Source organism: Ornithinibacillus sp. 4-3 (assembly GCF_040958695.1).
Taxonomy (GTDB): domain Bacteria; phylum Bacillota; class Bacilli; order Bacillales; family Amphibacillaceae; genus CALAMD01.
The window spans coordinates 2,769,694-2,795,351 of the sequence record NZ_CP162599.1 but is presented as its reverse complement, the minus strand read 5'-3'; the positions used below and the strand labels follow the sequence as shown (position 1 = coordinate 2,795,351).

The 25,658-nt window shown below is 35.0% G+C and carries 24 protein-coding genes; 19 read left to right on the top strand and 5 right to left on the bottom strand.

Annotated features, from left to right (window positions below; translation table 11 throughout):
* Positions 1–55 precede the first annotated feature (55 nt).
* Complete coding sequence (brnQ, locus tag AB4Y30_RS13700; protein ID WP_368652778.1) at positions 56–1,408, bottom strand: branched-chain amino acid transport system II carrier protein; 1,353 nt, start codon at positions 1,406–1,408, stop codon at positions 56–58.
* A 247-nt stretch (positions 1,409–1,655) separates the two neighbouring features.
* Here brnQ and AB4Y30_RS13695 point away from each other — a divergent pair, with 247 nt between their 5' ends.
* From AB4Y30_RS13695 to AB4Y30_RS13675, 5 genes are all read left to right on the top strand, one after another.
* The gene (locus AB4Y30_RS13695; RefSeq protein WP_368652777.1) at positions 1,656–2,174 is read left to right on the top strand and encodes a sigma-70 family RNA polymerase sigma factor; all 519 of its coding nucleotides are present in this window, start codon (positions 1,656–1,658) and stop codon (positions 2,172–2,174) included.
* Positions 2,164–3,165, top strand: a complete 1,002-nt coding sequence (locus AB4Y30_RS13690) for a DUF4179 domain-containing protein (protein WP_368652776.1) — start codon at positions 2,164–2,166, stop codon at positions 3,163–3,165. Before AB4Y30_RS13695 ends, AB4Y30_RS13690 begins: the two co-directional genes overlap by 11 nt.
* Before the next feature lie 127 nt (positions 3,166–3,292).
* A complete protein-coding gene (locus AB4Y30_RS13685) occupies positions 3,293–4,345 on the top strand; it encodes a hypothetical protein (protein WP_368652775.1) in 1,053 nt (350 codons plus the stop codon).
* 119 nt (positions 4,346–4,464) lie between these two features.
* Positions 4,465–5,798, top strand: a protein-coding gene (locus AB4Y30_RS13680; protein ID WP_368652526.1) for an IS3 family transposase whose coding sequence is annotated in 2 segments (ribosomal slippage) — positions 4,465–4,849 and positions 4,849–5,798 — 1,335 coding nt in all. Because the reading frame shifts where the segments join, the coding sequence is not laid out codon by codon here.
* A gap of 590 nt (positions 5,799–6,388) precedes the next feature.
* Complete coding sequence (locus AB4Y30_RS13675) at positions 6,389–7,018, top strand: GntR family transcriptional regulator (protein WP_368652774.1); 630 nt, start codon at positions 6,389–6,391, stop codon at positions 7,016–7,018.
* 64 nt (positions 7,019–7,082) lie between these two features.
* Here the strand turns inward: AB4Y30_RS13675 and AB4Y30_RS13670 are convergent, their stop codons facing one another.
* On the bottom strand, positions 7,083–7,544 hold the full coding sequence (locus tag AB4Y30_RS13670; protein ID WP_368652773.1) for an HXXEE domain-containing protein: 462 nt from the start codon (positions 7,542–7,544) through the stop codon (positions 7,083–7,085).
* A complete protein-coding gene (locus tag AB4Y30_RS13665; protein WP_368652772.1) occupies positions 7,537–8,109 on the bottom strand; it encodes a TetR/AcrR family transcriptional regulator in 573 nt (190 codons plus the stop codon). The genes AB4Y30_RS13670 and AB4Y30_RS13665 overlap by 8 nt, the downstream gene beginning before the upstream one ends.
* A 126-nt stretch (positions 8,110–8,235) precedes the next feature.
* Here AB4Y30_RS13665 and AB4Y30_RS13660 point away from each other — a divergent pair, with 126 nt between their 5' ends.
* From AB4Y30_RS13660 to AB4Y30_RS13615, 10 genes are all read left to right on the top strand, one after another.
* Positions 8,236–8,727: a carboxymuconolactone decarboxylase family protein gene (locus AB4Y30_RS13660; RefSeq protein ID WP_368652771.1), complete on the top strand. Its 492-nt coding sequence runs from the start codon at positions 8,236–8,238 to the stop codon at positions 8,725–8,727.
* Positions 8,728–9,006: 279 nt separating this feature from the next.
* Positions 9,007–9,681: an RraA family protein gene (locus AB4Y30_RS13655; RefSeq protein WP_368652770.1), complete on the top strand. Its 675-nt coding sequence runs from the start codon at positions 9,007–9,009 to the stop codon at positions 9,679–9,681.
* Between the two features lie 41 nt (positions 9,682–9,722).
* Complete coding sequence (locus tag AB4Y30_RS13650) at positions 9,723–10,538, top strand: carbon-nitrogen hydrolase family protein (protein WP_368652769.1); 816 nt, start codon at positions 9,723–9,725, stop codon at positions 10,536–10,538.
* A 108-nt stretch (positions 10,539–10,646) separates the two neighbouring features.
* Complete coding sequence (locus AB4Y30_RS13645; protein ID WP_368652768.1) at positions 10,647–12,230, top strand: ABC transporter substrate-binding protein; 1,584 nt, start codon at positions 10,647–10,649, stop codon at positions 12,228–12,230.
* 219 nt (positions 12,231–12,449) lie between these two features.
* The gene (locus AB4Y30_RS13640; protein ID WP_368652767.1) at positions 12,450–13,328 is read left to right on the top strand and encodes a hypothetical protein; all 879 of its coding nucleotides are present in this window, start codon (positions 12,450–12,452) and stop codon (positions 13,326–13,328) included.
* Positions 13,329–13,438: 110 nt separating this feature from the next.
* The gene (locus tag AB4Y30_RS13635; RefSeq protein ID WP_368652766.1) at positions 13,439–15,298 is read left to right on the top strand and encodes a zinc ribbon domain-containing protein; all 1,860 of its coding nucleotides are present in this window, start codon (positions 13,439–13,441) and stop codon (positions 15,296–15,298) included.
* Between the two features lie 106 nt (positions 15,299–15,404).
* Positions 15,405–16,043 carry a CoA pyrophosphatase gene (locus tag AB4Y30_RS13630; protein WP_368652765.1) on the top strand — a complete coding sequence of 213 codons (639 nt, stop codon included), beginning with the start codon at positions 15,405–15,407 and terminating at the stop codon, positions 16,041–16,043.
* Positions 16,044–16,241: 198 nt separating this feature from the next.
* Entirely contained in the window at positions 16,242–17,669 is a 1,428-nt protein-coding gene (aspA, locus tag AB4Y30_RS13625; RefSeq protein WP_368652764.1) for an aspartate ammonia-lyase, read from the top strand.
* A gap of 162 nt (positions 17,670–17,831) precedes the next feature.
* A complete protein-coding gene (locus tag AB4Y30_RS13620; protein WP_368652763.1) occupies positions 17,832–18,326 on the top strand; it encodes a hypothetical protein in 495 nt (164 codons plus the stop codon).
* A 111-nt stretch (positions 18,327–18,437) separates the two neighbouring features.
* Positions 18,438–19,691, top strand: a complete 1,254-nt coding sequence (locus tag AB4Y30_RS13615; protein ID WP_368652762.1) for an argininosuccinate synthase — start codon at positions 18,438–18,440, stop codon at positions 19,689–19,691.
* Positions 19,692–19,770: 79 nt separating this feature from the next.
* On the opposite strand, the gene AB4Y30_RS13610 is transcribed toward AB4Y30_RS13615, so the two are convergent.
* Positions 19,771–20,886 (bottom strand): M20 family metallopeptidase, encoded by a 1,116-nt coding sequence (locus AB4Y30_RS13610; RefSeq protein WP_368655230.1) that lies wholly within the window; start codon positions 20,884–20,886, stop codon positions 19,771–19,773.
* Between the two features lie 301 nt (positions 20,887–21,187).
* On the opposite strand from AB4Y30_RS13610, the gene AB4Y30_RS13605 reads away from it, so the two are divergent.
* From AB4Y30_RS13605 to AB4Y30_RS13590, 4 genes are all read left to right on the top strand, one after another.
* Complete coding sequence (locus AB4Y30_RS13605) at positions 21,188–22,693, top strand: malate:quinone oxidoreductase (protein ID WP_368652761.1); 1,506 nt, start codon at positions 21,188–21,190, stop codon at positions 22,691–22,693.
* Between the two features lie 53 nt (positions 22,694–22,746).
* Entirely contained in the window at positions 22,747–23,070 is a 324-nt protein-coding gene (locus AB4Y30_RS13600; RefSeq protein WP_368652760.1) for a cupin domain-containing protein, read from the top strand.
* Between the two features lie 173 nt (positions 23,071–23,243).
* Entirely contained in the window at positions 23,244–23,582 is a 339-nt protein-coding gene (locus AB4Y30_RS13595; RefSeq protein WP_368652759.1) for a zinc ribbon domain-containing protein YjdM, read from the top strand.
* A 568-nt stretch (positions 23,583–24,150) separates the two neighbouring features.
* Positions 24,151–24,561 carry a DUF6508 domain-containing protein gene (locus AB4Y30_RS13590; RefSeq protein WP_368652758.1) on the top strand — a complete coding sequence of 137 codons (411 nt, stop codon included), beginning with the start codon at positions 24,151–24,153 and terminating at the stop codon, positions 24,559–24,561.
* Positions 24,562–24,962: 401 nt separating this feature from the next.
* On the opposite strand, the gene AB4Y30_RS13585 is transcribed toward AB4Y30_RS13590, so the two are convergent.
* Positions 24,963–25,433, bottom strand: a complete 471-nt coding sequence (locus AB4Y30_RS13585; protein ID WP_368652757.1) for an SRPBCC family protein — start codon at positions 25,431–25,433, stop codon at positions 24,963–24,965.
* Positions 25,434–25,658: the final 225 nt, after the last annotated feature.

The window sequence follows — 25,658 nt, the reverse complement described above, 5'->3', positions numbered from 1 at the left end:
AATTTTAAAATGCTATGAAATCAATATTTTAATTGGTTTCATAGCATTTTTTTAGTTAAGATATTTCCCTTGGTCCAGAAACTCTGCTTAAAATCCCAGTAATCAGTAACACAATAGCTACAGGAACAATCCAGCCAAGACCTTGGTCATATAGTGGTAAATACTTATGATAAAAATTAAGTACTGGTTGCATCCACTGGAAGTTTTCAATTGCTAAGGATTTACAAAGTTCAACCAATCCATCAAAGATACTAATCAAAAATGTTACTGTAATTGAAGCAATATAAACAAACTGTCTGTGATGGAATAGTGGTGATAAAAAGGTTAAAAGCATTAATACGATTGCCAATGGATAGAGGAACATTAATACTGGAACAGAGTATGTAATAATATTCGTTAATCCAAAGTTTGCAAAGATAAAAGTAATAATCGCAAAAAAGATAACTAACGCTTTATATCCGATTTTAGGAAATAGTGTTTGAAAATATTCTGCACAAGCAATAGTCAGTCCAATCGCAGTTGTTAAACAAGCTAAGATAATCAACACAGCAAGGAAGATTAAACCGAGCGTTCCAAAATAGTAGGATGCTGTAGTGCTAAGTACTTCTCCACCATTCTCTGAGATGCCTAGAGATTCTGTTGTTCTTAACCCCATATAAGCAACGCCAACATAGATAGCTCCTAAAATACCGATTGCAATGAAGCCTGATTTTATTGTTGCATTCATGATTCCTTTTTTCGAAGTAACCCCGTAATTGCGAACAGCGTTAATAACGATAATACCAAACACCAGAGAAGCAAGAGCATCCATTGTGTTGTAGCCAACGAGAAATCCTGTCACAAAAGAACTATCTACATATCCATCCACAGGTGCTTGAATAGCTCCCATTGGATTGAATATAACCATAAGCAATAAAATAGTGAGCAAAATAACAATTCCTGGAGCTAAAAATTTACCAACACGATCAACGATTTTAGCAGGGTTCAATGAAAACCAAAGTGTGAGTCCAAAGAAAATTAATGTGAAAACAAATAACCCATATTGTTGCATATTCTCACTTAATAATGGAGCAATCCCCACTTCATAAGCAACTGTACCTGTACGAGGAGAGGCAAAGAATGGTCCGATTGTTAGATAGAGTAAACAAGTAAAGAATACAGCATAAACAGGATGAACCCGACTTGCTAAATCTTGTAAATTACGACTCCCTGAAAATCCCATTGCTAGTACTCCTAGAAATGGTAAGCCCACTCCTGTAATTAATAAACCAGCAATAGCTGTCCATAAATTGGATCCAGCTTGCTGTCCAAGCTGTGCAGGAAAGATCAGATTCCCCGCTCCAAAGAATAATGCAAAAAGCATTACCCCAATTGCTGTATATTTTGAAACAGATAATTTTTCGTTCATTTTTAATTTTTTCCTTTCTAAGATGCATTCCTTTATATCATTGTTACCAAATTAGGTAATCTCAATAATGTTACTATAGTAGCACTAAGGAGTTCAAGTGACTTAGGATGTATTTATCTCAATAATCATCAACCAATGCCGAATAGGATAGATACAGAATATCAAATAAAAAAATACAGATAATAGGAAAATTGTTGAAACTTTTTAACTGGTATTTCCATCTAATGAGCAGAAAAGGAGGGGGATTATGGAGGAAAGTAAGCTAATTAAACTAGCCAAAATGGGGGATGCAGAGGCATTTGAACAATTGTTAGTAGCATGCAGTAATCAGCTTTATCGAACTGCTTTTATCTATATGCAAAACCGTGAGGATGCTTTAGATGTTGTTCAAGAAACGAGCTATAAAGCGTTTAAAGCTATCTCTCAATTGAAAGAGAATGCTTATTTTACGACATGGTTGACAAGAATTCTTATCAATACAGCAAATGAATATTTAAGAGTGAAACAAAAGGATTCGCCAATAGAAGAAATGGATATTCCTTTCGTTGAACAGGATAGGATAGAGCAACTCGATTTAATGCATGCCATTCATGAGCTCCCAGCTAAATATCGAGATGTGATTATTCTATTTTATTTTCACGATATTACGATTAAAGATATTTCTACATCCTTCCATATGCCAGAAGGAACGGTGAAAACCTATCTGCGTCGGGGCAGAGAACAATTACGAATGATTTTACAGGGAGGACAAGTGTATGAAGGATAAGTTAAACAGAGATATAGATGTACCTGAAGCAGACGTCCATTTAGCAATTAGAAAAGGAATTCAGCGAGCAAAGGCAGAGGGACCAGTAAAGAAGAAAAGCCGTAAATCATATAAGATATTTTTTTCTGTAGCAGCAGCGTGTTTATTAGCATTAACATTTTTCATTAATCCAGTGGCAAAAGCATTAGCAAACGTGCCAATTATCGGAAGTGTTTATAGTCAATTTAATGATTTAGTTGGTAGAGATTTAGAAGGAAGAGATTTGGTAACAGCTTTAGATGAGCTTGCTGAAGCAGAAGATATTCAAATCAAAATCACCAGCGGTTATTATGACGGCGCAATGATTGGAATTACTTTTGATGTTACAGGTGAAGATTTGACAGATGAATCGGAAGAAATGGATGGATTTTATGAAATTTTTAATGGTGACGAGGAAATAGCAGATAGTCAGGAACTTGTTTACTTACAGAAAAATGAGAAAGGATATAGTGGACATATTCGTCATTACTATCCAGCAACAGACCTACCTGAAGGAGCAGAAATTCCGCTAGCGTTTAAACGAATTGGAAAACATGAAGGGAATTGGGAGTTTGATGTAGCAATCAAACAATTACCATACAAAGAGGTAGCTTTAACAGAAGAGCGGATAGATGAGGAGCACCAGATTATGATCGAATTTGAATCTATTATGATTGGGGAAGCATCAGTCGCAATTGATTATACAGCTACATTTCCAAAAAATCAGGAAAATAATCAAGCTTCATTAGCTATTTTTGATGATAATGGCAATGAGATTTATGGTTTGATTGATGGAATAGATTTAGAAAAAACAGTTGATGGAGATTCAGTCATTGTTAAAAATCGAACAATTATTACGGACTCCATAGAAGGTACAATAAACTCACTTACGATTCATCCTAAGGTTCGGATTATTGGAAAAGATCCAAATCAACCGCTAGAATTAGGTGTTCTACAAATTCCGTTAAAATAACTTTCTCCTGATGTTTTAACGCATGAAGGAATCATTGTCACACCTGGATTAGCTTGAATCAATAGTCAAAAGAGAGCTGGTGAGGTATAATGTTGTAAAATATCTTATGATTAAAGGGGTTGTTCCGATGGTCAAGAAATGGGGCATTATCCTACTGATACTGAGTGTAATATTAGTTGGTTGCTCGAATGAACCGGAACAAGATGACAACGATACCGAAGAAGACACACAAAAATTAGAAGAAATAGCAGAAAAAGAAAATGTGCAGGAAATAGTAGAATCATTTTTTGAAGCGTATAAGGATCAGCAGTTTGAGGATGCAGAAGTTTATCTAGTAGATGATCAAATGGAATTAGAAAACTTTGCTATTCGTAATGTTTATCCAGAAAAGATTATTGAAGCATTTCATACATTAATGACAGACTTTGAAGTGGAACTTGGTGATATAACGATTGATAGAAATGAAGCAATCGTTATGTTGAAAATTACAAACTATGATCTTCCTGATTTACTGAACCAAGCAATCGAAGAAGTAGATGGAGAACTTCCTAATAGTGATATCACAGCTGATAAAATGGTTGAGCTTGGAGAAGAAGCTTCTAAAGCTACTTTGATGCAGGGGATGAAGCTCGTCAAACAAGAAGATGAGTGGAAAATAATGCTTGATAATGAGATGAAAACGGTGATTACGAGCGGTTTATATGCAAAGCACCAAACAGCATTGACAGAACCGGTGGAAATGGAAGAAATGCAAGATTACATGCTTACATTAATTGATCAGATGAATACCTTGTTTGAGTCTTTTGATGATGTAGAGGAATTTTCTATCCAATTGGAAAATGAAGAGTCTGTGGATGTGGATCAAGCTTTTGCGGCAATTGATACTATGCATGATCAGCTCCAAGAAGCTTTTGCAGATTTTGAAGAAACTAGCTTATTAAACCACGATACATCTGATCTAGCTTATTTATTAAAATCTAATTTTTCTTTTATGATACTAAGTATAGACGCTTATGGTAGTCTATTAAGAGAATTAATTGACCAACAATCTAGTGGAGAAGAATTAGATCAAGAGCTATTAGAGCAGCTACAGATAAGTGCTTTGGATATTGAAAAGTATTACGATGATTTTTTAAATGGTACGAATGAATACTTAACTCAGTTTAAAAATTCAATTTAAAAATAGAAAAACTCTGGATGCTTACTAAAATGTACCCTATAAGATAGACACTTTAAAAAGTCTCTCTTATGGGGTACTTTTATTTATAATGAAAGAAATTGCGAATGGGGCGGATGAAAATGTCGAAAATATTATTTACAGATCAAGAACAGTACTTATTGATGAAACATCCTTATGTAAAAGCGGTTAGTAAAAAGGCAATTACATACACGGATGAATTTAAAGCAATAGCTGTTAAAGAATATGGAGAAGGAAAATTTCCTCGTCAAATATTTGAAGATGCAGGATTTGATATTGAAATCGTTGGGATTGAACGCGCTAAATCGGCTTTAAAAAGATGGCGTACTGCCTATCAAGAAAAGGGTTTGGAAGGGCTTGAGGATTCACGTAACTCTTCTTCAAGACGTCTTCTTGCGCGTGAATTAAGTATAGAAGAAAAGTATGCTCGATTAGAAGCACAAAACGCATTATTACGCGCAGAAAATGAATTACTAAAAAAGATCGATCTAGCAGAAAGGTTGTTGATAAAGGAAAAGAAAAACTAACTGCGGAACAGAAATTTCAGTTAGTCCAATTCGTCATTGAAAAATACGGTTTAAATCGAATGGTGAGGTATCTTTGTGAATTAGTTGGCGTCTCTAGATCAGGTTATTATCGTTATTTTTCAGAAGAAGCACAACTGAATAGACAAGCACGAGATAAAGCAGATGAAGAAGTAAAGGCAATCATTTTAAAAGCGTTCAATTTCCGCCGTCGTAAGAAAGGTGCACGTCAAATCAAAATGACATTAGAACATCAGTATCACATTACCTATAACTTGAAACGCATTCGTCGTATCATGAAAAAGTTTCAAATTATTTGTCCCATTCGAAAAGCCAATCCTTATCGAAGAATCGCGAAAGCAACGAAAGAACATAGAACACTACCGAACCTATTAAACCGTGAATTTAAACAAGGAATCGCTAGAAAAGTATTATTGACAGACATTACCTACTTGAGTTATGGAAAAGGAAAACGTGCTTACTTATCCACTATCAAAGATGCCGAAACCAATGAAATTTTAGCCTATGAAACATCTGATAGAATCACCCTAGATATTGCATTAAATACAGTCAAGAAGTTAAAAAACAGTAAGATAAAGTTGGCTGAAGACGCATTCATTCACTCAGATCAAGGAGTTCACTATACGAACCCCCATTTTCAAAAGAAGGTGAAGGTAATGGGGCTAGGTCAGTCAATGTCCCGCCGTGGAAACTGTTGGGACAATGCCCCTCAAGAATCATTCTTTGGGCATTTTAAAGATGAAACAGACTTTAAATCGTGTGAAACATTAGAAGAGGTAAAAAGAGAGATTAAGAGTTATATGATTTATTACAATCATTATCGAGGTCAATGGAACTTAAAAAAGATGACGCCTGCACAATACAGTCATCATCTTCTTCAAGTTACTTAATTCCCTAGAGTCTTTTTAAAAATGTCCTTTACAAAGGGTACACTTTATACAGTATCTCCAGGGTTTTTCTGACTTTAAAATATCTTTTCTATTAGAATCTATTGTAATAGTATTTTCTTACTGGCGACTAATGTAATATATTAGCTTTGATAAATTCCATATAAAGTGTATTGTATTATGAAAGAGAAAAGATGTATGTTAACTTGTTTAGCAGATTTGCTTGGGGGATAGGAAAGTATAAAATTTCCCAAGGTTGGTTCTTATTTGGAACTAGCGCTGTCTAGCTCCGAGCGCCAAAAACTAAGAGATTTCACGTCACACCCTACAATAAGTCAACATCGGTTCTGTTTTATAAGGAGACTCAACTAAAATCAGGCTAAAGCCTAACGTTGGATACCCCTAAAGGGGCATGTTTCCTTTATCTCGGTTGTGCCGCTCCAATCTCTACGTTTTTCGACGCATAGGACGTGCTAGTGCAGGCGTTGTGACAGGAAATCACGTTTTTAGCCTGTAAGGGCGTTCTGCGCTTTTCGTTCAAAAATTTGCGGTAAGATTGATTGAATAAATATTAAGGTGAAGGGGGACATAGGATGGGAAGAATACTACTAAGTGATGTTGCTTACGATAGAATTAAAGAATTATTATTAAATGGTGATTTTAATGAAAGTATTTCAGAAGGTGAGCTAGTCAAAATGTTAAATATGAGCCGTACACCTATCCGTGAGGCTCTAAAGCGACTAACAAATGAAGATTTCATTAAAGTTTATCCGAATCGAGGAATTTTTATTAAAGAGGTATCTATTAAAGAGACCAATGATTTATTGGACTTACGTTTGGCGCTCGAGACATTTACTATTGAGCATATAGCCGATAAATTTACGGATGAGGATTTAGCTTTTTTAGAAAAAAATGCTGAAGAGCAGATGCAAGTACGGATTCAAGGAGATGCATTCCGCTCTGTACAGCTAGATTTAGAATATCATAAGTATTTCTTTAAAATTCTCGGAAATGATCATTTTATCAAGGTGTTCAATCATTTAACAGATCGTCTCTATCTACATGGATTGAAGCGTACACGTAAGCGTGGGCTGACAAACATCCAATCTATCAAGGAGCATATTGGAATTAATAAGGCCCTAAAAGAACGTGATTTTAAAAAAGCAAGGGCACTACTAGAAGAGCATATTATTTTAGGTAAGGAAAATTATTTTCAAAACTAACCATTCATTTTATTAAACGCGCCAAAGTATTGGGGCGTTTTTCCATTGTTACAGATATAATTAATTAGCTAAGTATGAAAAATAAGAAAGCGATAAGACATATTAACACTCCTCCACAGGTTGTAGATGCATAGATGATTTTGTTGAACGGTATCTTATCAACATAGATAAATTTTCCAATGATATATGTGTGGATAGGTATTAATATCAAAACGGCTGATATAGTCCCTGGCATATAAGATAGACTGAGTAAGCTGAATAGGATATGTGGAAGAAAAGCATTTATCCACATCGCTCCGACATAACCAATAAAAATATATTTGATTGTAGCTCCTGGTTGAAAAACATAATAAATAGCTGTTCCATAGCCGATGATCGTGATAATTGTTACGGTGATTAGAAATGTCGTACTAGATATCGTTATCGGACTATTACTGATTGTCCACGCTGGTAAAAATAATGCTTCCTCTTTGTTATGGATTGTAATTGACAGGCAGAATAATAATGCAACTATAACTCTATTCACGTTTGTCGGCTCTCATGGCATTGAATTTCGCAATCTCTTCAAAACCTTTAATTAAATAAGAGATATCTTCTTTCATACCATTATCTATCCACATCATAAGCATATTCCACATTCCTCCCGCATTAAAAGCTAAGGCATATTGTACATAATCAGGATGGATTTGATAGTCAAAACGATCTGCCAATATTTTTTGTATCGCTGGTAATTTTTCATTAAAATGATTTAGTACAAAATAAGAGAGACCTTCTTTTCGCAACAAGGTCAGAAATTGAATGTTTTCAAAACAGAGTGTAATCAAGATTTGTGCTACTGTTTCCATAGATAAGGTTTTATGTGCTTTTAGTCTTTTTACATATGTTTCAGCAAGTTGCCGAACATGTAAGTTCAAAATATCTTCCTTACTACTAAAATTTCGATAGAATGTACTACGATCTACTTGAGCCTTGTTCGTAATGTCTTTTATTTTAATATCGCGATAAGGTTTTTCTCTCATCAAAGCTAATAATGCTTCTACTAGCCATTTTTGAGATTGCAATGCAACTGGATTTTGTGTGTTATAAATCATATTTCCCCTCCAATGCAACATTTTTATAGGTACTGTAGCGTTTGTTCGTAGCATATTGATACATCATTGGCTGCATTGTATCATAAAGTTAAAAGTGCAACAAATGTTGCAGAAAGGAAATCATAAATGAGAAAAGTGATTAGCAAAGGAATCGTCAAAGGGGCTGGCTTTATGAATTTAAAGAACCGAATGAATTATTTCAAAGTTGGTTCAGAAGCGATGGAACATGTGATGAGCTTAGAACAATATGTGAGAAAAATAAAACTAGATAGAAGATTAAAAGCTTTGATTAAAGTATATGTATCTAAATTAAATGGATGTTCTTATTGTATTGCAATGCACACAAAAGAAGCGAAAAAGTTAAAAGCGGATGAAAATATACTTCAGAATATAATGGATTGGAAGGAATTAACTGCTTTAGAAGAAAAGGAAAAAGTGGCTTTTGAGCTAGCTGAACACATCACCTTTGTTTCGGAGTTAAGAGTGGATGACAGTCTCTATGATAAAGTCCGATCTCATTATAATGAAAAAGAGTACTTTGATTTAGTAATGCTGATTAATCAAATCAATTCATGGAATCGTCTAGCTATTTCGATGGGGAATAGTGCAAATGACTAAATAGAAGCTCGCTTCTTGGCATCTTTATACGATGTTACAAGTAGTGAGCTTTTTTGTGCAAAATAACAAAATTAAAATTTCAGAAAAAATGTTTTAATTATTCTTTTGCAAAAAATTAGAAAACATGATAAATTATATCCAAGTTGTATACAAGATGTATTTTTGTTAATTAACAAAAGCTATTTATATGGAATAATGGTTTTAAAAGTTAATTTCTTGATGTTTAGGCGGAATCTCTAGAGGCAATAATCTGGGGATATTAAAAAGGAGAGATACTACATGAAAATTTTGCCAAGAGAAAAGACATGGATTTCTGACGAATTAAAAGCAAGATGTGAAGAGGTAGAACCAGCAACAATTGGTCATTATTTACACTTTGGATTTATGGACCCGAAAATTAGCCCAGTATTTGATAATGTAAAAATGGTTGGGCAAGCATTTACAGTAAAAACAACTTCTTATGATTCAGTGATGGTACATAAAGCAGTGAGCTTAGCAGAGGAAGGTGATGTATTAGTTATTGATCGTAGTGGTGATACGAAGCATGCTTGTGTAGGCGAAATGGTAGTATATGCAGCAAAAGCTAGAAAGCTTGCTGGAATTATTATTGATGGTCCTTCTACAGATATTCAAGCAATTCGTGAATTAGGTGTCCCAGTATTTTCAACAGGGTTATCCCCAATTACAACTAAACTAATTGGTAACAGTGGAGAGATTAACACAACCGTACAATGTGGAGGTGTAACTGTTAATCCTGGAGATTTAATTATTGCTGATGATAATGGTGCATTAGTTATGCCAAAAGACAAGGAAGACTTAGAAGAGATTATTGCACGTGCGGAAGCAAATGAAGCAAATGAAGCAAATACAAAACAGAAGCTAGATTCAGGTGTACCTCTTGCTTCAATTACTAGAGCAGATAGTTTCCTTCGCGAGCAGGGATTAATTGACTAAAATAAGAAATCTTAAAAAATAATAAATGAGGTGGAAAAAGAATGAAAGTTTCAGTTGTACAATTGAACCCGCAAGCTGATAAAGAAAAAAATATTGCAAAAGCTCTAGGTTTTATTGATGAGGCTGCAAAAGAAGGAGCAGATCTAGTCTCTTTACCAGAATATACGGATTTCATGGGTGGTGACGAAGAGAAGCTTGGTGTGGCAGAAGATATTCCCGGTGGTTATGCGAGCTCCAAGTTTTCGGAAAAAGCAAAGGAGCATGGAATTTATATTCATGTAGGAAGTATTCGTGAAACAGGGGAAAATGGAAAAATTTATAATACAAGCTTAGTAATCAATAGGGAAGGAAAGATTATTGGCAAATACCGTAAGATTCACCTATTCGATATTGAAATTGAAGGAAAAGTAAGTGCAAAAGAATCTGATACGATTACTCCAGGGGATGAAGTAGTCTTAGTAGATACGGAATTCGGTAAGCTTGGTTTAAGTATTTGTTATGACCTTCGTTTTCCGGAATTATTCCGTACGATGGCTCTACAAGGGGCAAAAGTATTATTTATACCAGCGGCATTTACACTTTACACAGGTATTCATCACTGGGAAACATTATTAAAAGCAAGAGCAATTGAGAACCAATGCTTCGTCGTTGCAGCTGGTCAATTTGGATCTTATCCACCAGATGGAAAGACATTATTTGGAAGCAGTATGGTTGTTGATCCATGGGGAATTGCTATTGCACGTGCACCAGAAAGAGAAGGAGTTATTACAGCGAATTTAGACTTTGCAGATATTGATCATACGAGACAAAATGTACCTTGTTATAATCATCGTAAACCGGAGTTATATCAGTTGTAGTCAAGATGAGGAATTGTGTTAGAGCGTGGAATATTTCATACGAACAACAACAAATAATCCATGCTCTTTAATTGAAATATATTTTAAAAGTGTATGGGGGAATTTGTTATGCGTAATAGAAAATTTCTACTTATTTTTTTGGTTCTAATATTAAGCGCTTTCATTATTGGATGTAGCTCGAAAGATGAAGAAGCTAATGGCTCTGATCAGGGAACAGCAGTAGATGACACAGAAGCATCAGGGAAGCTAGATATTGCGTTTCATCTAACTTTGCCACAATTGGATCCACATATGACAACAGATATTGGGGTTCGTGATGTATCCATTCATATTTATGAAGGATTATTAGCTGTAAATGGTGACATGGAGATTGTACCTATGTTGGCAGAGTCTTATGAAGAAAGTGAAGATGGTAAGCAAATTACATTTAACTTGAGACAAGGTATTAAATTCCATAATGAAAAAGAAATGAAGGCAGAGGATGTTGTCGCTAGCTTAAATAGATGGCAAAAAATGTCCACACAAGCAAAAAATTATATTAGTGATGTAACTTTTGAGGAAGTAGACGAGTACACAGTAGTAGCAAATGTACCAAATCCAAGTATTATGACGCTTGCTGTTATTGCAAGCTATAATCAGTTCCCAGCAATTATGCCAAAAGAAGTTGTAGAAGCAGTTGGCGAAGATCGTATAGAAGAAGTAATTGGTACTGGACCATATAAACTAGAAGAGTTCCGCCAAGATCAATATGTGCATATTACAAAATATGATGAATATCAAGCACGCGAAGAAGCGCCTGGTGGCTTAGCAGGTGAGAAGAAAGCACAAGTGAAAGATTTGTATTTTCATATTGTTCCTGACATTTCCACACGTATTGCGGGTATCCAATCAGGGGAATATGATGTAGCTACAAGCATTCCACATGATAGTGTAGATCAGCTTGAACAAGCAGATAATATAGATATCCAAATCACAAGAACACCTTGGGATGATGCCGTATTAAATAAAAAAGGAAAATTCCAAGACATTAAACTAAGACAAGCTGTTAATGCTGCATTAGATAAAGAAGCATTATTGCTAGCCGCGTATGGTAATGAAGAGTATTTTGAATTAAATCACTCTTTAGTACCTGCTGAACAAACAGATTGGTTATCTGATGCAGGTAAAGACATTTATGAAACTTATGATCCTGAGCTTGCTAAACAATTGTTAGATGAAGCTGGATATGATGGGGAAGAAATTATTTTATTAAGTAGTCAAGAGCGTAAATATTTATATGATATGTCCGTTGTTGCCCAAGAACAGCTGAAAAATATTGGAATGAATGTGAAGCTAGAGAATACAGATTGGGCTACCTTTATTACAGATATTGGTGATGAGAATGCATGGGATATGTATCTAGGTACTCTAGGCTATAACCCTGTTATTACAGAAGCGCTGTTCTGGAATCCAAACTGGTATGGTTGGCATGATAGCGAGGAAATGAATGAAGTAGTTGAAGATGTATTGCGAGCAGGAACAGTTGAAAATGCAGCACAGTATACAGATGACTTACACCAAGTATTTTATGATTATTTACCAGTGATAAAAATTGGTGATGGCAGTCAGTTAATCGCAACAAACAGTAATTTAGATGGTTTCATTTACCACATGACTTCTGGCGTCTACTGGAATATATCAAAAAATGAATGATTAATTTTTAGACAAGTAGGGGAATGAAATACTCCTACTTGTCTTTTTTTCATTAAATTCCCTGGAAAAATAATTAAAAATAAATGTAAGATGATTCATTATCATAATAGATTCCGTTATACTGGAAAATATAGTAATTTTTAAGTGGATAAAAACGTACGCTATATACAAGTAGTGAAGCGTATTATCTGTATATTATGTTAAAGGAGGAGAAGATCTATGTTATGTCCAGCATGTGGTCATGAACAGGAAACAGGCAAGTTTTGTGGAAAATGTGGTACTGCACTGACAGAAAATCAAGCAAATCAGTCATCAAGTGGAATAAGTAATGAAGAAAAGGTTCAAGATTCAATAATAGAAAATCAAGATTCCGTTGATATGTCACGAGAAAATGTAGCCATTAAGCAAGAAGAACCTGCTAAAGAAAAGACAGTAGATGAGCAGCTAGCTCAATCTAATGTGAACATGGAAGTAATAAAAGAGAAGACAATGAATTATTGGAATTATGTTGTTGATTATGCGAAACAGCCAAGTAAAGTTTTTAATTATAAGCAGCATGAACTTTTAAGTGCAATTATAACGATACTTATTTTTACTTTCTTTATTTCCCTTACTGTATTTAGTTACTTAAAGTTTTTTAGCGCAGAAGTATTCTATCTTAGTAGCGAAGGGATTAAGTTTTTCCCAGTGATATTCTATACAGGATTGTTTATTTTATTAACGATGGGAATTGCAACACTTTGTTTATTCCTTGTGATTAAGCTTTTCGGACCAGATTATGTGTATCCTAAAATAATTACTATCTATGGTACGAAATTAATTCCGATGATTGCGATTACGCTTGTTGCTTTATTCTTAACTGTAGTGAGATTATTTACAGCAGGAAATATGATGCTAACCATTATTTTTATTTTCGCTATTTTGGCTATACCTTTATACATATTAGGAAAAGCATTGCAGGAGAAAACTAAGGTACTAGATTCATTCTATGCTTCAGTTGTATATGTCGTTGGATTTATATTAATCTACTCACTTTTCTTATATGTGATTAGTGATACAGTACTCGGTGAATACTCAGGGTTCTTGAATTTCTTGTAAAGAAAAACTTGGCTGGTAGTTGTGCCAGTCAAGTTTTTTTGTTTGACTTAAATAAAGGTTATCAATTAAGTTAATAAGCTACGGCTATAGAGTGAAAAGAGGGTCATAAGATGGAAAAATTTTGTCATGAATGTGGCAGTAAAATAAACAAAGAGGACGCATTTTGTCCTGAATGTGGAACAAGTGTATTAGCAGATGCTACTTTAACTCCCAAGCAAGAACAAACAAATGAAATAAAACAAGACACTGTAGCTCAATCAACGAAAAAACCTATGTCGAGAAAGCAAAAAAGTTTATTTGTGATTATCGGTATTTTATTTGCGATTGTTATAGGTATATTTGCATGGGCAAATAGTTATTATTCAGCTGAAAATGTAGAGAAACGTTTTATTAAGGCGGTTGAGGAAAAGAATACAAAAGCGATTCTAAGCATGGTAAAGGTTACAGCAGGAAATGAAGTAACGAAAGAAGAGATAGACGCTTTTCTTGCTTTTGCAAAAGCTGAGTCAGTTTATATAGACAATGAACTACGTAATTTGGCAGCACGTGCTGGAAGCTTTCAGGATGGATTGCTAACAATTAGAGAAGATGGTAAATGGTTAGGGATTATTCCAAAGCATCGTGTATTTATGCAGGGACAATATATTGGTGTTGAATATCCTTTTGCAGATGTGAACACAACATTGAATGGAAGAGCTTTTACAGTGCTGGAAGAAAATGAAGGTATAACAACATATGGTCCGCTAGCTCCAGGAATTTATCAGATAGAGAATGATTACGAAGGGGAATATGCAAAAGTAAGCTCAGCAGATGAGATGACCTTATGGGATAGTAGTGGGAGAGCATATAATTATTATGTGTCACTAGATGCATCGAATATAATGTTTGAAGTAATTGATCATGATTTACCTATTCAAGGTATAACGCTAAAAATGGGTGATAATGAAATCAAAGCGAATGCCGATTTGACCTTTGAACCAATAGGACCAATGCCAATTGATGGACAAGTAAAATATTTGCCTGTTATTGAGTTTCCGTGGGGAACGATAGAAGGAGAAGAACAAACCATTGATGATAGCTACATTTCTATTGATGCTTCTATTGTGGATGATGAGTTTGTTGATCAGCTGGCAGAAGTGGTGCTCGCATATGGGGAAGGCTATTATGAAGCTTTAGCAAGCTTAGATGCATCTAAGGTAGAAAATGCAACAACCTGGGCATTTAACGACCTTAAAGATGTAATAAAAGATATGAAAAATATAGAACGAAACTTCACCGGAGAAATAGAACATATGGAAATAGATAGTAATTCCATATCTCTTAGTGCTAATAAAGCATATATTGATGTACATTATTATACCAATCAAGCTTACTACTGGTCAGATAGTGAACCCAAATTGGAGAACAAAGTCGATGCTTTTCAAATTACTTTAGAATATGATCAGAATGAAAAAAAATGGCTTTTCTATGATAAATCCAGTTCTTATCATGCGTTTGACTCGTATGCTACGGTAAAAAAATATGATGGTAATCGGGAGTTATATGGCTCAGGTACTCCAGATAAAAAGGCAGAAAAGGTATCAGCTGATACGAATGAAGAGGATCTAAATGATGAATTAGATGCTTTTATCCGTACATATAATGAAAAGAGTGTAGAAGCAATAAATGAAGAAGATATTAGTATTGTAGAACCATATATCGATTCAAAAGGTCCCCGTCTAAAAGAACAAACAGATTATTTAACCAATCATCTTATTCCAAATGAAATTACGCAAGAGTTGGTAGCTTCAAAAATAGAATCTTACACTAAGCAAGATGATGAAACATACGAAGTAACAACAATTGAAGAATTCATTATTTATAAACCAGGGGAAGAAAATAAAACAAAATTCCGTACAGTAAACCTGGTAAAAAAAGTAGATGATGAATGGAAGTTACATGAGTTAGTGAGTACGAATGCGATAGACTAAGATTGCAATACTCACTATAATCAAAAGCATCGATACCAGTTTGAGGTGTCGATGCTTTCTTACGTGAGTAATCAATGATACGATAAGGGAACAGGAGGGAGATTCTATGTTCATTGAATCATTGAAGGAACAGCTTCAGCGAAACAAGCGATTATTTATTGGTGAAGAGACGGCTTTTCAAGCGTCAATCATGGTTCCGTTAGTGGAAGTCGATAACGAATGGCATGTGCTTTTTCAAGTTCGTTCATTAACGCTACGGAAACAACCTGGCGATATTAGTTTTCCTGGTGGGCGTATCGATAGCTCAGATTCAACTCCCTTAGCAGCGGCTATTCGTGAAACACATGAGGAATTAGGAATTGATCCAACTGATATTGAGGTTATTGGAGAAATAAGCCCTTATATCTCAACCCCATCCTTTGTCGTATATCCCTTTGTTGCAAAATTAGATCAAAAGAAAATAATAATAAATAAAGATGAAGTGGAAAAAGTATTTACTATTCCTTTACCTTGGCTTCTGCAATGTGAACCAAGTAAACATATAGTAGAGATTCATCCACAACCAGCAGAAGATTTTCCTTTTGAAAAAATAATGAATGGAAAAAATTATCAATGGAGAAACAGAGCTTTAGAAGAGTATTTTTATGATTATGATACGTATACGATTTGGGGGCTAACCGCACGTATTTTAAAGCATTTTATTGAAATAATTAAAACAGAAAAGGATGGAAATTTCCCTTTTTAGGAGATGTATAAGTGCAATGAGGAAATACAAATGTTCTCCCTAGAGATACAAACTTAGAAATCCTTGAGTACAAAGCATTTCGAGTGCTTGCGCCTTTGTATAATACATCTTATAATATCGTCGAAGGTCTGTTTAATTGAAAGAAAGAAGAATCGCCTTTAATCCAATTAATTATGTTAGTAGAGGAGAGCGAATTTAATGGCAAATATAGAGACGCGTTTGGAAAGAGACTTTTTAGGAGAAAAAGAAGTGCCAGTAGATGCATATTACGGGATTCAAACCCTCCGTGCAGTAGAAAACTTTCCAATAACTGGATACCATATTCATGAAGAATTAATCAATGGGATGGCTATTGTAAAAAAATCTGCAGCATTGGCAAATATGGAGGTACAGTCTTTATCTAAGGAAATTGGTGAAGCAATTGTTCAAGCAGCAGATGAATTATTAGCAGGACAATTTCATGATCAAGTTATTGTCGATCCTATCCAAGGTGGAGCGGGTACATCTGTCAATATGAACGTTAATGAAGTTATTGCTAATCGTGCAATTGAAATTCTTGGACACCCAAAAGGTGATTATACATATTGTAGTCCAAATACACATGTAAACATGTCACAATCGACAAATGATGCATTTCCTACTGCGATTCATATTGCAGTGCTTCGATTAATGGAAAAATTAATTAAGACAACTGAAACAATGCGAGATGTATTCCATCAGAAGGCAGATGAATTTAGTGATGTCATTAAAATGGGACGCACACATTTACAAGATGCAGTGCCAATTCGCTTAGGGCAAGAATTTGAAGCATATAGTCGTGTGCTAACTCGTGATATTAAGCGTATTAAGCAATCACGCCAACACTTGTATGATTTAAATATGGGAGCAACTGCGGTTGGGACAGGTTTAAATGCTGATCCTAATTATATTGCTTCAGTAGTGAAGCACTTAGCAGAAATTAGTGGCTTACCATTAGTTGGCGCAGATCATTTAGTAGATGCTACACAAAATACAGATGCATATACAGAGGTTTCAGCAGCGCTTAAAGTGTGTATGATGAACATGTCAAAAATTGCGAATGATTTAAGGTTAATGGCATCTGGTCCTAGAGCAGGATTAGCAGAAATTTATTTGCCAGCAAGACAGCCAGGATCTTCTATCATGCCAGGAAAAGTAAATCCAGTAATGGCTGAATTAATTAACCAGGTTGCTTTCCAGGTTATTGGTAATGACCATACGATTTGTTTAGCATCAGAAGCTGGACAAATGGAGTTAAATGTAATGGAACCAGTTCTCGTGTTTAATCTATTACAATCAATCAGTATAATGGATAATGCATTTGGTACCTTTACAGAAAATTGCTTAAAGGGAATTACTGCAAATGATGAACGTTTACGTAATTATGTGGAACAAAGTGTTGGTATTATTACTGCTGTAAATCCACATATAGGTTATGAGCGCGCTGCACAAATTGCCGCAGAAGCTATCGCTAGTGGAGAGCCAGTACGTGATTTATGTATCCGTCACGGTGTATTAACAGAAGATGAATTGAACTTAATTCTTGATCCATTCGAAATGACAGATCCAGGAATCGCTGGTGCAGAATTATTAAAAGATCATAAGTAATGAAGAAACGAAAATAAATGAAAAATCGTCTAATCTCCTGAAAGCAATTGGTGCTAATGCGAAGATTAGGCGATTTTTTTATTTGAAATATATATTCAACTGAGATGTTACATTCATTTGCTTACAAAATAGAAAATGAATCAATCACAGGAGGAAGGGCACATGAAGCTGGAAAAAGTTATTATTGTTCTTGTGGTACTGGGTACTATTATTACATTGTTTTGGTGGCAGGGAATGAAGGAGCCATCGACAAAATTGCCTGATCAGGAAGAAGCCAACTTTCATAAACGAATAGAGGATTTTTTTGCAGCATTTGAGTCTTATTATGGCTACTACGGCAGTACTGCAGATCAATCTGAGTTATTATTCATCACGATTGATGAAGCACTGCGTGAAGGTGAATGGACTGGACAATTACAGGTCATTTCAAAGCAGCAGTCTGTAGAGGAAAAGTCATATCCTATTAACGGAATTACAGATGGAATAATGATCGAATTTTATGTGGATATAGATGGGGATTTAGTGAATTTTATAGGTAGCTTTCATGAGGAGGCCTCTGAATTTGAAATAATCAATTGGCAAGAGCAAGGAAAAGTCACTTTTCAAGCTGTGGATGAAATGGAATATCAACAGATCTATCAACAATTTATAAAATAAATGCACATGTTTTTCTGATTCTCCACTAAAAACTTTAAAACACCTATTGAATTATTATTCTTTTTAATGCATAATAATTCAATACTAGGTTTTTAAGAGAGGGGATCTTTTGTGGTAAAAGATAAGATAGTTCTAGCTTATTCTGGTGGATTAGATACATCTGTAGCAATAAAATGGTTACAGGATAAATATGGTTATGATGTCATTGCTGTAGCGTTGGATGTTGGGGAAGGTAAAGATTTGGATTTTGTAAAACAAAAAGCGTTGGATGTTGGTGCAATAAAATCATATGTTATTGATGCAAAGAAATTATATGCGGAAGAGTATGTTCTTCCGGCATTGCAGGCTAATTTGCTTTATGAAGGGAAATATCCATTAATTTCAGCATTATCCCGCCCATTGATTGCAAAAATATTGGTAGACATTGCTGAAGAAGAAGGAGCAGTAGCAGTAGCCCATGGCTGTACGGGTAAAGGAAATGACCAAGTCCGTTTTGATGTAGCATTTACCGCATTAAATCCCGAATTAAAAATTGTTGCACCGGTACGTGAATGGGCAATGTCAAGAGAAGAAGAAATTGAATATGCCAAAGAACATGATATTCCTATTCCAATTAATTTAGATAGCCCATATAGTATTGATCAAAATTTATGGGGAAGAAGTAATGAATGTGGCATTTTAGAAGATCCATGGATGGAAGCACCAGAGGATGCATTTGGTTTAACTGTAGATCCTTTGGATGCGCCAGATGAAGCACAGATCATTGAAATAATTTTTGAAAAAGGAAAGCCGGTTTCATTAGACGGTAAAAAATTAGATTTAGATGAGTTAATCCTAACATTAAATGATATTACTGGAAAACATGGTATCGGCAGAATTGATCATGTTGAAAATCGTTTAGTTGGAATTAAATCTAGAGAAGTTTATGAGGCTCCAGCTGCAATGACTTTGATTAATGCGCATCAAGAGCTAGAGGCATTAACATTACCTCGTGAAGTGGCGGAATTTAAACCAATTGTTGAACAAAAGCTAGCACAAACAGTTTATTATGGACTATGGTATTCTCCATTAACGGAAGCATTACAAGCTTTTATTGAGAAAACACAGGAACATGTTTCTGGTAAGGTAAAAGTGAAGCTTTATAAAGGACAGGCGCAAGTTGTAGGAAGAGAATCTGCGAATTCTTTATATGATTTTGACTTAGCAACTTATAATAAAGACGATGCGTTCGATCATGATGCCGCATTAGGTTTTATAAAACTATGGGGATTGCCTACACAGGTGCATGCAGCAGTGAATGGACCTCAAGGAAAGAGCTCGATTGAGAAAGTAAATTTAGAGGTAAAAGAAGCTGTTAATCCGTAAAATTCTTTTCTTTATATAGGGTGAAAATTAAAATAGCCGGATAGAATGAAATAATCTCATTCTATCCGGCTATTTTACGTTAATTTGTTCCTGAAATCCCTTTAAACAGGTCACAAGCTACTTCAATTAAATCATCACGAAAATCATAGGCTGATGTATGCACAGGTGGATGGTCTTCGCCATTTCCAATAAAACAAAAAGCTCCTTTTGTTAGCTTCGTATAATGTCCATAGTCTTCTGAGCCTCGGAAAGGCTTATCCATTTCATTTACAACATAGCCTTTTTCTTTAGCTACATTCATAATGACATCTACACTCTCATCATGGTTACGTGTTTCAGGAAATGTATCACTATATTCAAAGGAAACAGTAAGCCCATACTTCTCTGCTTCTTGATTAGCTAGATCAATTAAAGAATCACGTAATGCGGTCATTTCATCTTCGTATAAAGCTCGAAGTGTCAATAATAATTCGCCTTTTGATGCAGACATGCCAAAAGCTCTTTCTCCAATATCTACTTGAATTACTGTACATAGTAATATACCATCGCTTTCTTTGGTTAATTCAGGAATAGACTGGATGATATTAGCAATAGCAAAAGCTGGGTTCACACCTGTTTCTGGTTGACTTGCATGTGCAGGTGCACCAACCATTTTAATAATCATTCCTGTAGAGGCACATTGTGTAACGCCCTTCATTATGTTGATAGAATGTGCTGGCATTCCACTCATATTGTGATAGCCATAAATTTCATCAACTTTCTCCTCTTCAATGAGTGGTAAGCATTTTAAGGCACCAGCACCCACTTCTTCTGCTGGCTGGAAAAGGAAGAAAATATTATGTTCAGCACCTTTTTGATCCACTTCTAATGCAAAAGCGGCAAGAGTAGCTGAATGTCCATCATGTCCACATTTATGCGCCTTTCCTGGAAACTGCGAACCCCAAGGAATATCAATTACTTCATCCATTGGTAGTGCATCATAATCTGCACGAAAAGCAATGTTTTTCTTGTCTTTCCCTACACGATAAGCAGCATAAAACCATTCACCTTTATCAATAATCTCGATGTTTGTCGTATTCTTTTGGAGAAATTCAATTAAATGTTGTTTTGTCCATACTTCTTCATTTGAAAGCTCTGGATGCTGATGTAATTCACGGCGTAAAGCGATTGCTGATTCAAGATTTGTTTTATTCATGCCCAATTTACTAACCTCCAAGATGATTATTGAGCGCAAAATAATTTTTAAAAATTTGCGCAATTTAATTATAACATTAAGCAATTAGAAAAGTTTTAGAGAAGCTCTTTTTCTTAGACAAAATTTAGAAGAAAATATTTTGCACTGAATTTTCCTATCTTTTGTTGTATAATTAGATATAGATTTTTTTATTCTACTATAAATAGTGTTACACTATTTATAGTAAACATAGATTAGGTAAGACGGACGAATTTTAGTTATTATTTCGCCCACAATATTATGACGCGTAAGGAAGGTAGAAATGAGCGATAAACATATGAAAACAGACGTTGTCTTAATTGGTGCTGGAATTATGAGTGCTACTTTAGGTACATTACTTAAAGAAGTACAGCCAGATTGGGAAATTACAGTGCTGGAAAAATTAGATGGAGCTGGACTAGAAAGTTCACATGAATTGAATAATGCTGGAACTGGTCATGCAGCATTGTGTGAATTGAACTATACAGCGGAGAAGCCAGACGGAACAGTTGATATTAGCAAAGCAATTAATGTTAATGAGCAATTTCAAGTGTCTTTACAGTTCTGGTCTTATCTAGTGAAGCATAAACTAATTGATAACCCCCAAGATTTTATTATGCCCCTACCACATATGAGTATGGTACAAGGGGAGAAAGATGTTGAATTTCTAAGAAAGCGCTTTAAAGCATTGAAAGAAAATCCGTTATTTGCAGATATGGAATTTTCAGAGGATCCGGCAACATTAAAAGAATGGATGCCACTTATTATGAATGAACGTACATCTGATGAACCAATTGCTGCTACCAAAGTTAAATCAGGCACCGATGTAAATTTTGGTGCATTAACAAGAGTTTTATTTGATCATCTAGCAAGCAAAGGTGTAAAAATCCATTACCAGCACAAAGTAATGGATATTAAGCGTAGAAAAGATAAACTATGGGAAATAGATGTCCATGATATAGATGGATGTAAATTAAAGCAGATTACAGCTAAGTTTATCTTTATTGGTGCAGGTGGAGGAAGTATTGAATTATTGCAAGACACAGGGATTCCAGAAGCGAAGCATATTGGGGGCTTCCCAGTGAGCGGATTGTTCTTCGAATGTAAGAATCCAGAAGTGATCGAGCAGCATCATGCTAAAGTATATGGAAAAGCCAAAGTCGGAGCACCACCAATGTCTGTACCACATTTGGATACCCGTTATATTAATGGTGAAAAATCTTTATTATTTGGTCCATTTGCAGGATTCTCGCCGAAATTCTTAAAAACAGGATCCTATTTAGATTTACTAGCATCTGTAAAATCGCATAATTTACTGACGATGTTAGCGGCTGGTGCAAAGGAAATGGCATTAACAAAATATTTAATTCAACAATTAATGCTTTCTAAAGAACAGCGTATGGAAGAATTACGTGAATTTATTCCAAATGCGAAGAGTGAAGATTGGGACACAATTGTTGCCGGCCAGCGTGTACAAGTTATTAAAGATACGGAAGCCGGAGGAAAAGGAACATTACAATTTGGTACAGAAGTAGTAAGTGCTGAAGATGGATCAGTCGCAGCATTACTTGGTGCTTCACCAGGAGCATCAACTGCTCCACAGGTTATGCTTGAAGTTATTGAAAAATGCTTCCCAGACCAAATGAAAAAATGGAAACCGAAAATCAAAGAAATGATACCGTCCTATGGAACAAAATTACTAGATAATCCAGCTTTAATTAAAGAGATTCATGCTACAGCAGCAGAAGTATTGCAATTAGCTAACAAAGAGGAAAAAATTGCTGAATAAATTACCTGATACTCATTTATTAACTAAATATATTTTTCTTAGGAGGATTGCACATGATTGAATCTTTTATTGTTAGCAAGAAAAATGCAGTATCTACACCTGATAAAGCAGCAAATGGAGCGGTTTCCAGATGGTTGCAGAATGATGCTACAAGAATGCGTGTCATTACATTCCCACCAGGCCACGAAGGGGATCATGTATGTTATAAAGGTCACTCGATTTATGTTATTGAGGGTACATACAAAATGGAAGTAGGAGAAGATGTTGTAGAATGGACTGCTGGAGATGCATTTATTATTCCAGACGATGTTCCACATCGCTCTTCTAATCCTGGGGATACAGAAGCAAAAATTGTAATGTTCGACATGCATGGATAAACTTAAAAAATAGTACTTTGTAATAGGGAATCTGTAAAATATAATAGAAATATAGCTTGATTGGATAAAAGCTCTCATTCCTAATAAATTATTTGAGCTATATTTCTAATATCTAAATAAGCTTTTAAAGTGAAATTTAATATAAAAACATTTAAAGAATAGGAGCATGATATATGCAACACGAACCTGACTGTCCTAGGTGCTTTTCAGAATATACATACGAAGATAGAGGTTTATTCGTATGTCCTGAATGCGGACATGAATGGTCTGAAGCTGATAGCGAGGACGATTTAGAGGAGAAAGTAATTCATGATGCAAATGGAAATATTTTGCAGGATGGAGATACTGTTACAGTAATTAAAGATTTAAAGGTCAAGGGTAGTTCATCTGTTGTAAAGATTGGAACGAAAGTGAAAGGTATTCGTCTGGTAGACGGAGATCATGATATTGACTGTAAAATTCCAGGTATCGGACCGATGAAACTCAAATCCGAATTTGTCAAAAAAGCGTGAGCAGTTGTGATAGGTTGCAATATGCTGGAGATTTTGTATAATCTTTATTGATTGTGTGGAAATCTAGCAAGTATAGCGCGATGTTAATAAGCCTAGTTTGTCAAATTTTCTTTAAGATTTCCATAATAGGCCTAAAGTGAAAGAAGAAGCCGGGAAAATGGAGATCAGATATACTGTTCCTACTATAATTGTTAGTTTATCTAGCTAAATAGGAAAGAATATGTAATAAATAAGTTTAAAGAACTATATAATATGGGTAGAGATTGTCGGAGGAGTTATTCTTTCGACAATTTTTTTAAGAGATAAGAAAATATAAAAAATTTGCACAAATTTATTCTTATACAGAGATAGCCATGTCTAGCTCCGATTTCGACGTATAGAACGTACTAGTGCAGGATGTTGTGCTCGTGACGTCGCGTTTTTAGCCTGTAAGGGCACGACTTGCGCTTTTCGTTCAGCGAGTAAATTTTTGTTTATTGCATAATAATTTAAGAATACATTTCGGTGGTACGAAAGCGGATAAGTCAGTGTATTAAAAATATCAGATGAGATTTATGAAGGTGATTAAATGGGACAGTATCAAAAATTATGCAGTTATTTAGATTATTTTGAGGAAAGAACAAAGGAAAAGGATGTAGAAGACATAGAGCAATTATCCTATGTAAGGGAGAGTACGCCTTATTATATTTCCTATTCTCGTGAAATGATGAACTTTGCTAAAGCTTGTTATGAAGTGGAATTTATTGACTTTTCATATACACATACATTAGAAGCACATCAAATTCATTCAGTAGAAGGTATGGAAGAGAAGGTTGAAGTAGCTGATGAGCCATTACTAAAAGCTATTTTAACGAAAATCATTCGTGAAGAAAGATTTGTTGCTGGCGCATGGATTGCTTATATGAAGAAGAATTTGTTTTTGAAGGTGCTTTTACGCCTAAAGCAATTAGGACTTTGTGAGGGTTCAAGTATTGCATAAGTTTAACTAAATGAAAATCCAAGCATAGAGATGTTTTGGATTTTCATTTAGTGCATCGGAAAGTATAAAATTTTCCCAAGGTTGGTTCCTATTCGGAGTCAGCTCTGTCTAGCTCCGAACGCCAAAAACTAAAAGATTTCACGTCGCAACCTTACAATAAGTCAGCATCGGTTCTGTTTTATAAGGAAGCCCGACTAAAACCAGGCTAAAGCCTAACGTCGGATACCCCTAAATGGGCATGTTTCCTTTATCTCGGTTGTGCCACTCCAATCTCTACGTTTTTACGACGCACAGGACGTGCTAGTGCAGGATGTTGTGCTCGTGACGTCACGCTTTTAGCCTGTAAGGGCGCTCTACGCTTTTCGTTCGTAGGTGAACATTTTAAAAGCTGAAGAGCTAGGTTAATTTGTTATAAGTAACTGTTGATAGGCTGTGTATAATTCTTTCCATTTTTCTTTTCGATCAATGGATTTATGATCTAAAAGAGATAAAATCACATCAAGGCATACATGCCAGCCTGCAAGATCCTTTGGAGTGTGATCTGTTAATTGAAAAATTGTTTCTTTTAAAATAAGCTGACAACCACCTTGCTTAGGTAAGAGTTCGAAATTTACATGATCCTCTGCCCATGTAAATGCTAGAATAGATTTTTCTTTGAAATCTGTGATTGTCATTATTTTAAAAGTTCCATCCTGCATATCGAATGTGATTTTTCCATTCGTTGATAAATCTTCTATTGTCAATTCGGGAAACCATTGTTTAAGCTTATTGTTTTCAGTTAGATAACCCCATACATCTTCTATTTGATGGGAAATATCTCTTTTGAATGTTGCTAGATAGTGGTTGTTTTCTTTCGAGACTTCTGCCAGCATTTATAACTACCTCTTTCCTATATGATGAAATATTTTGCTTTGTTATGCATTAAAGAAATCTAATGCACAGTAAATTATAAAATGATAAAGATACTTAATTGAAGTTTTACTTTATTTTATCATGTTTCGACCAAAAGACTCCCACTTCAAAGAACGAGAAGGCAATAGCTCAGTGAATAAGTGGAAGATGCATGTTGGTTGTTTATCGACAAAATACCTACTTTT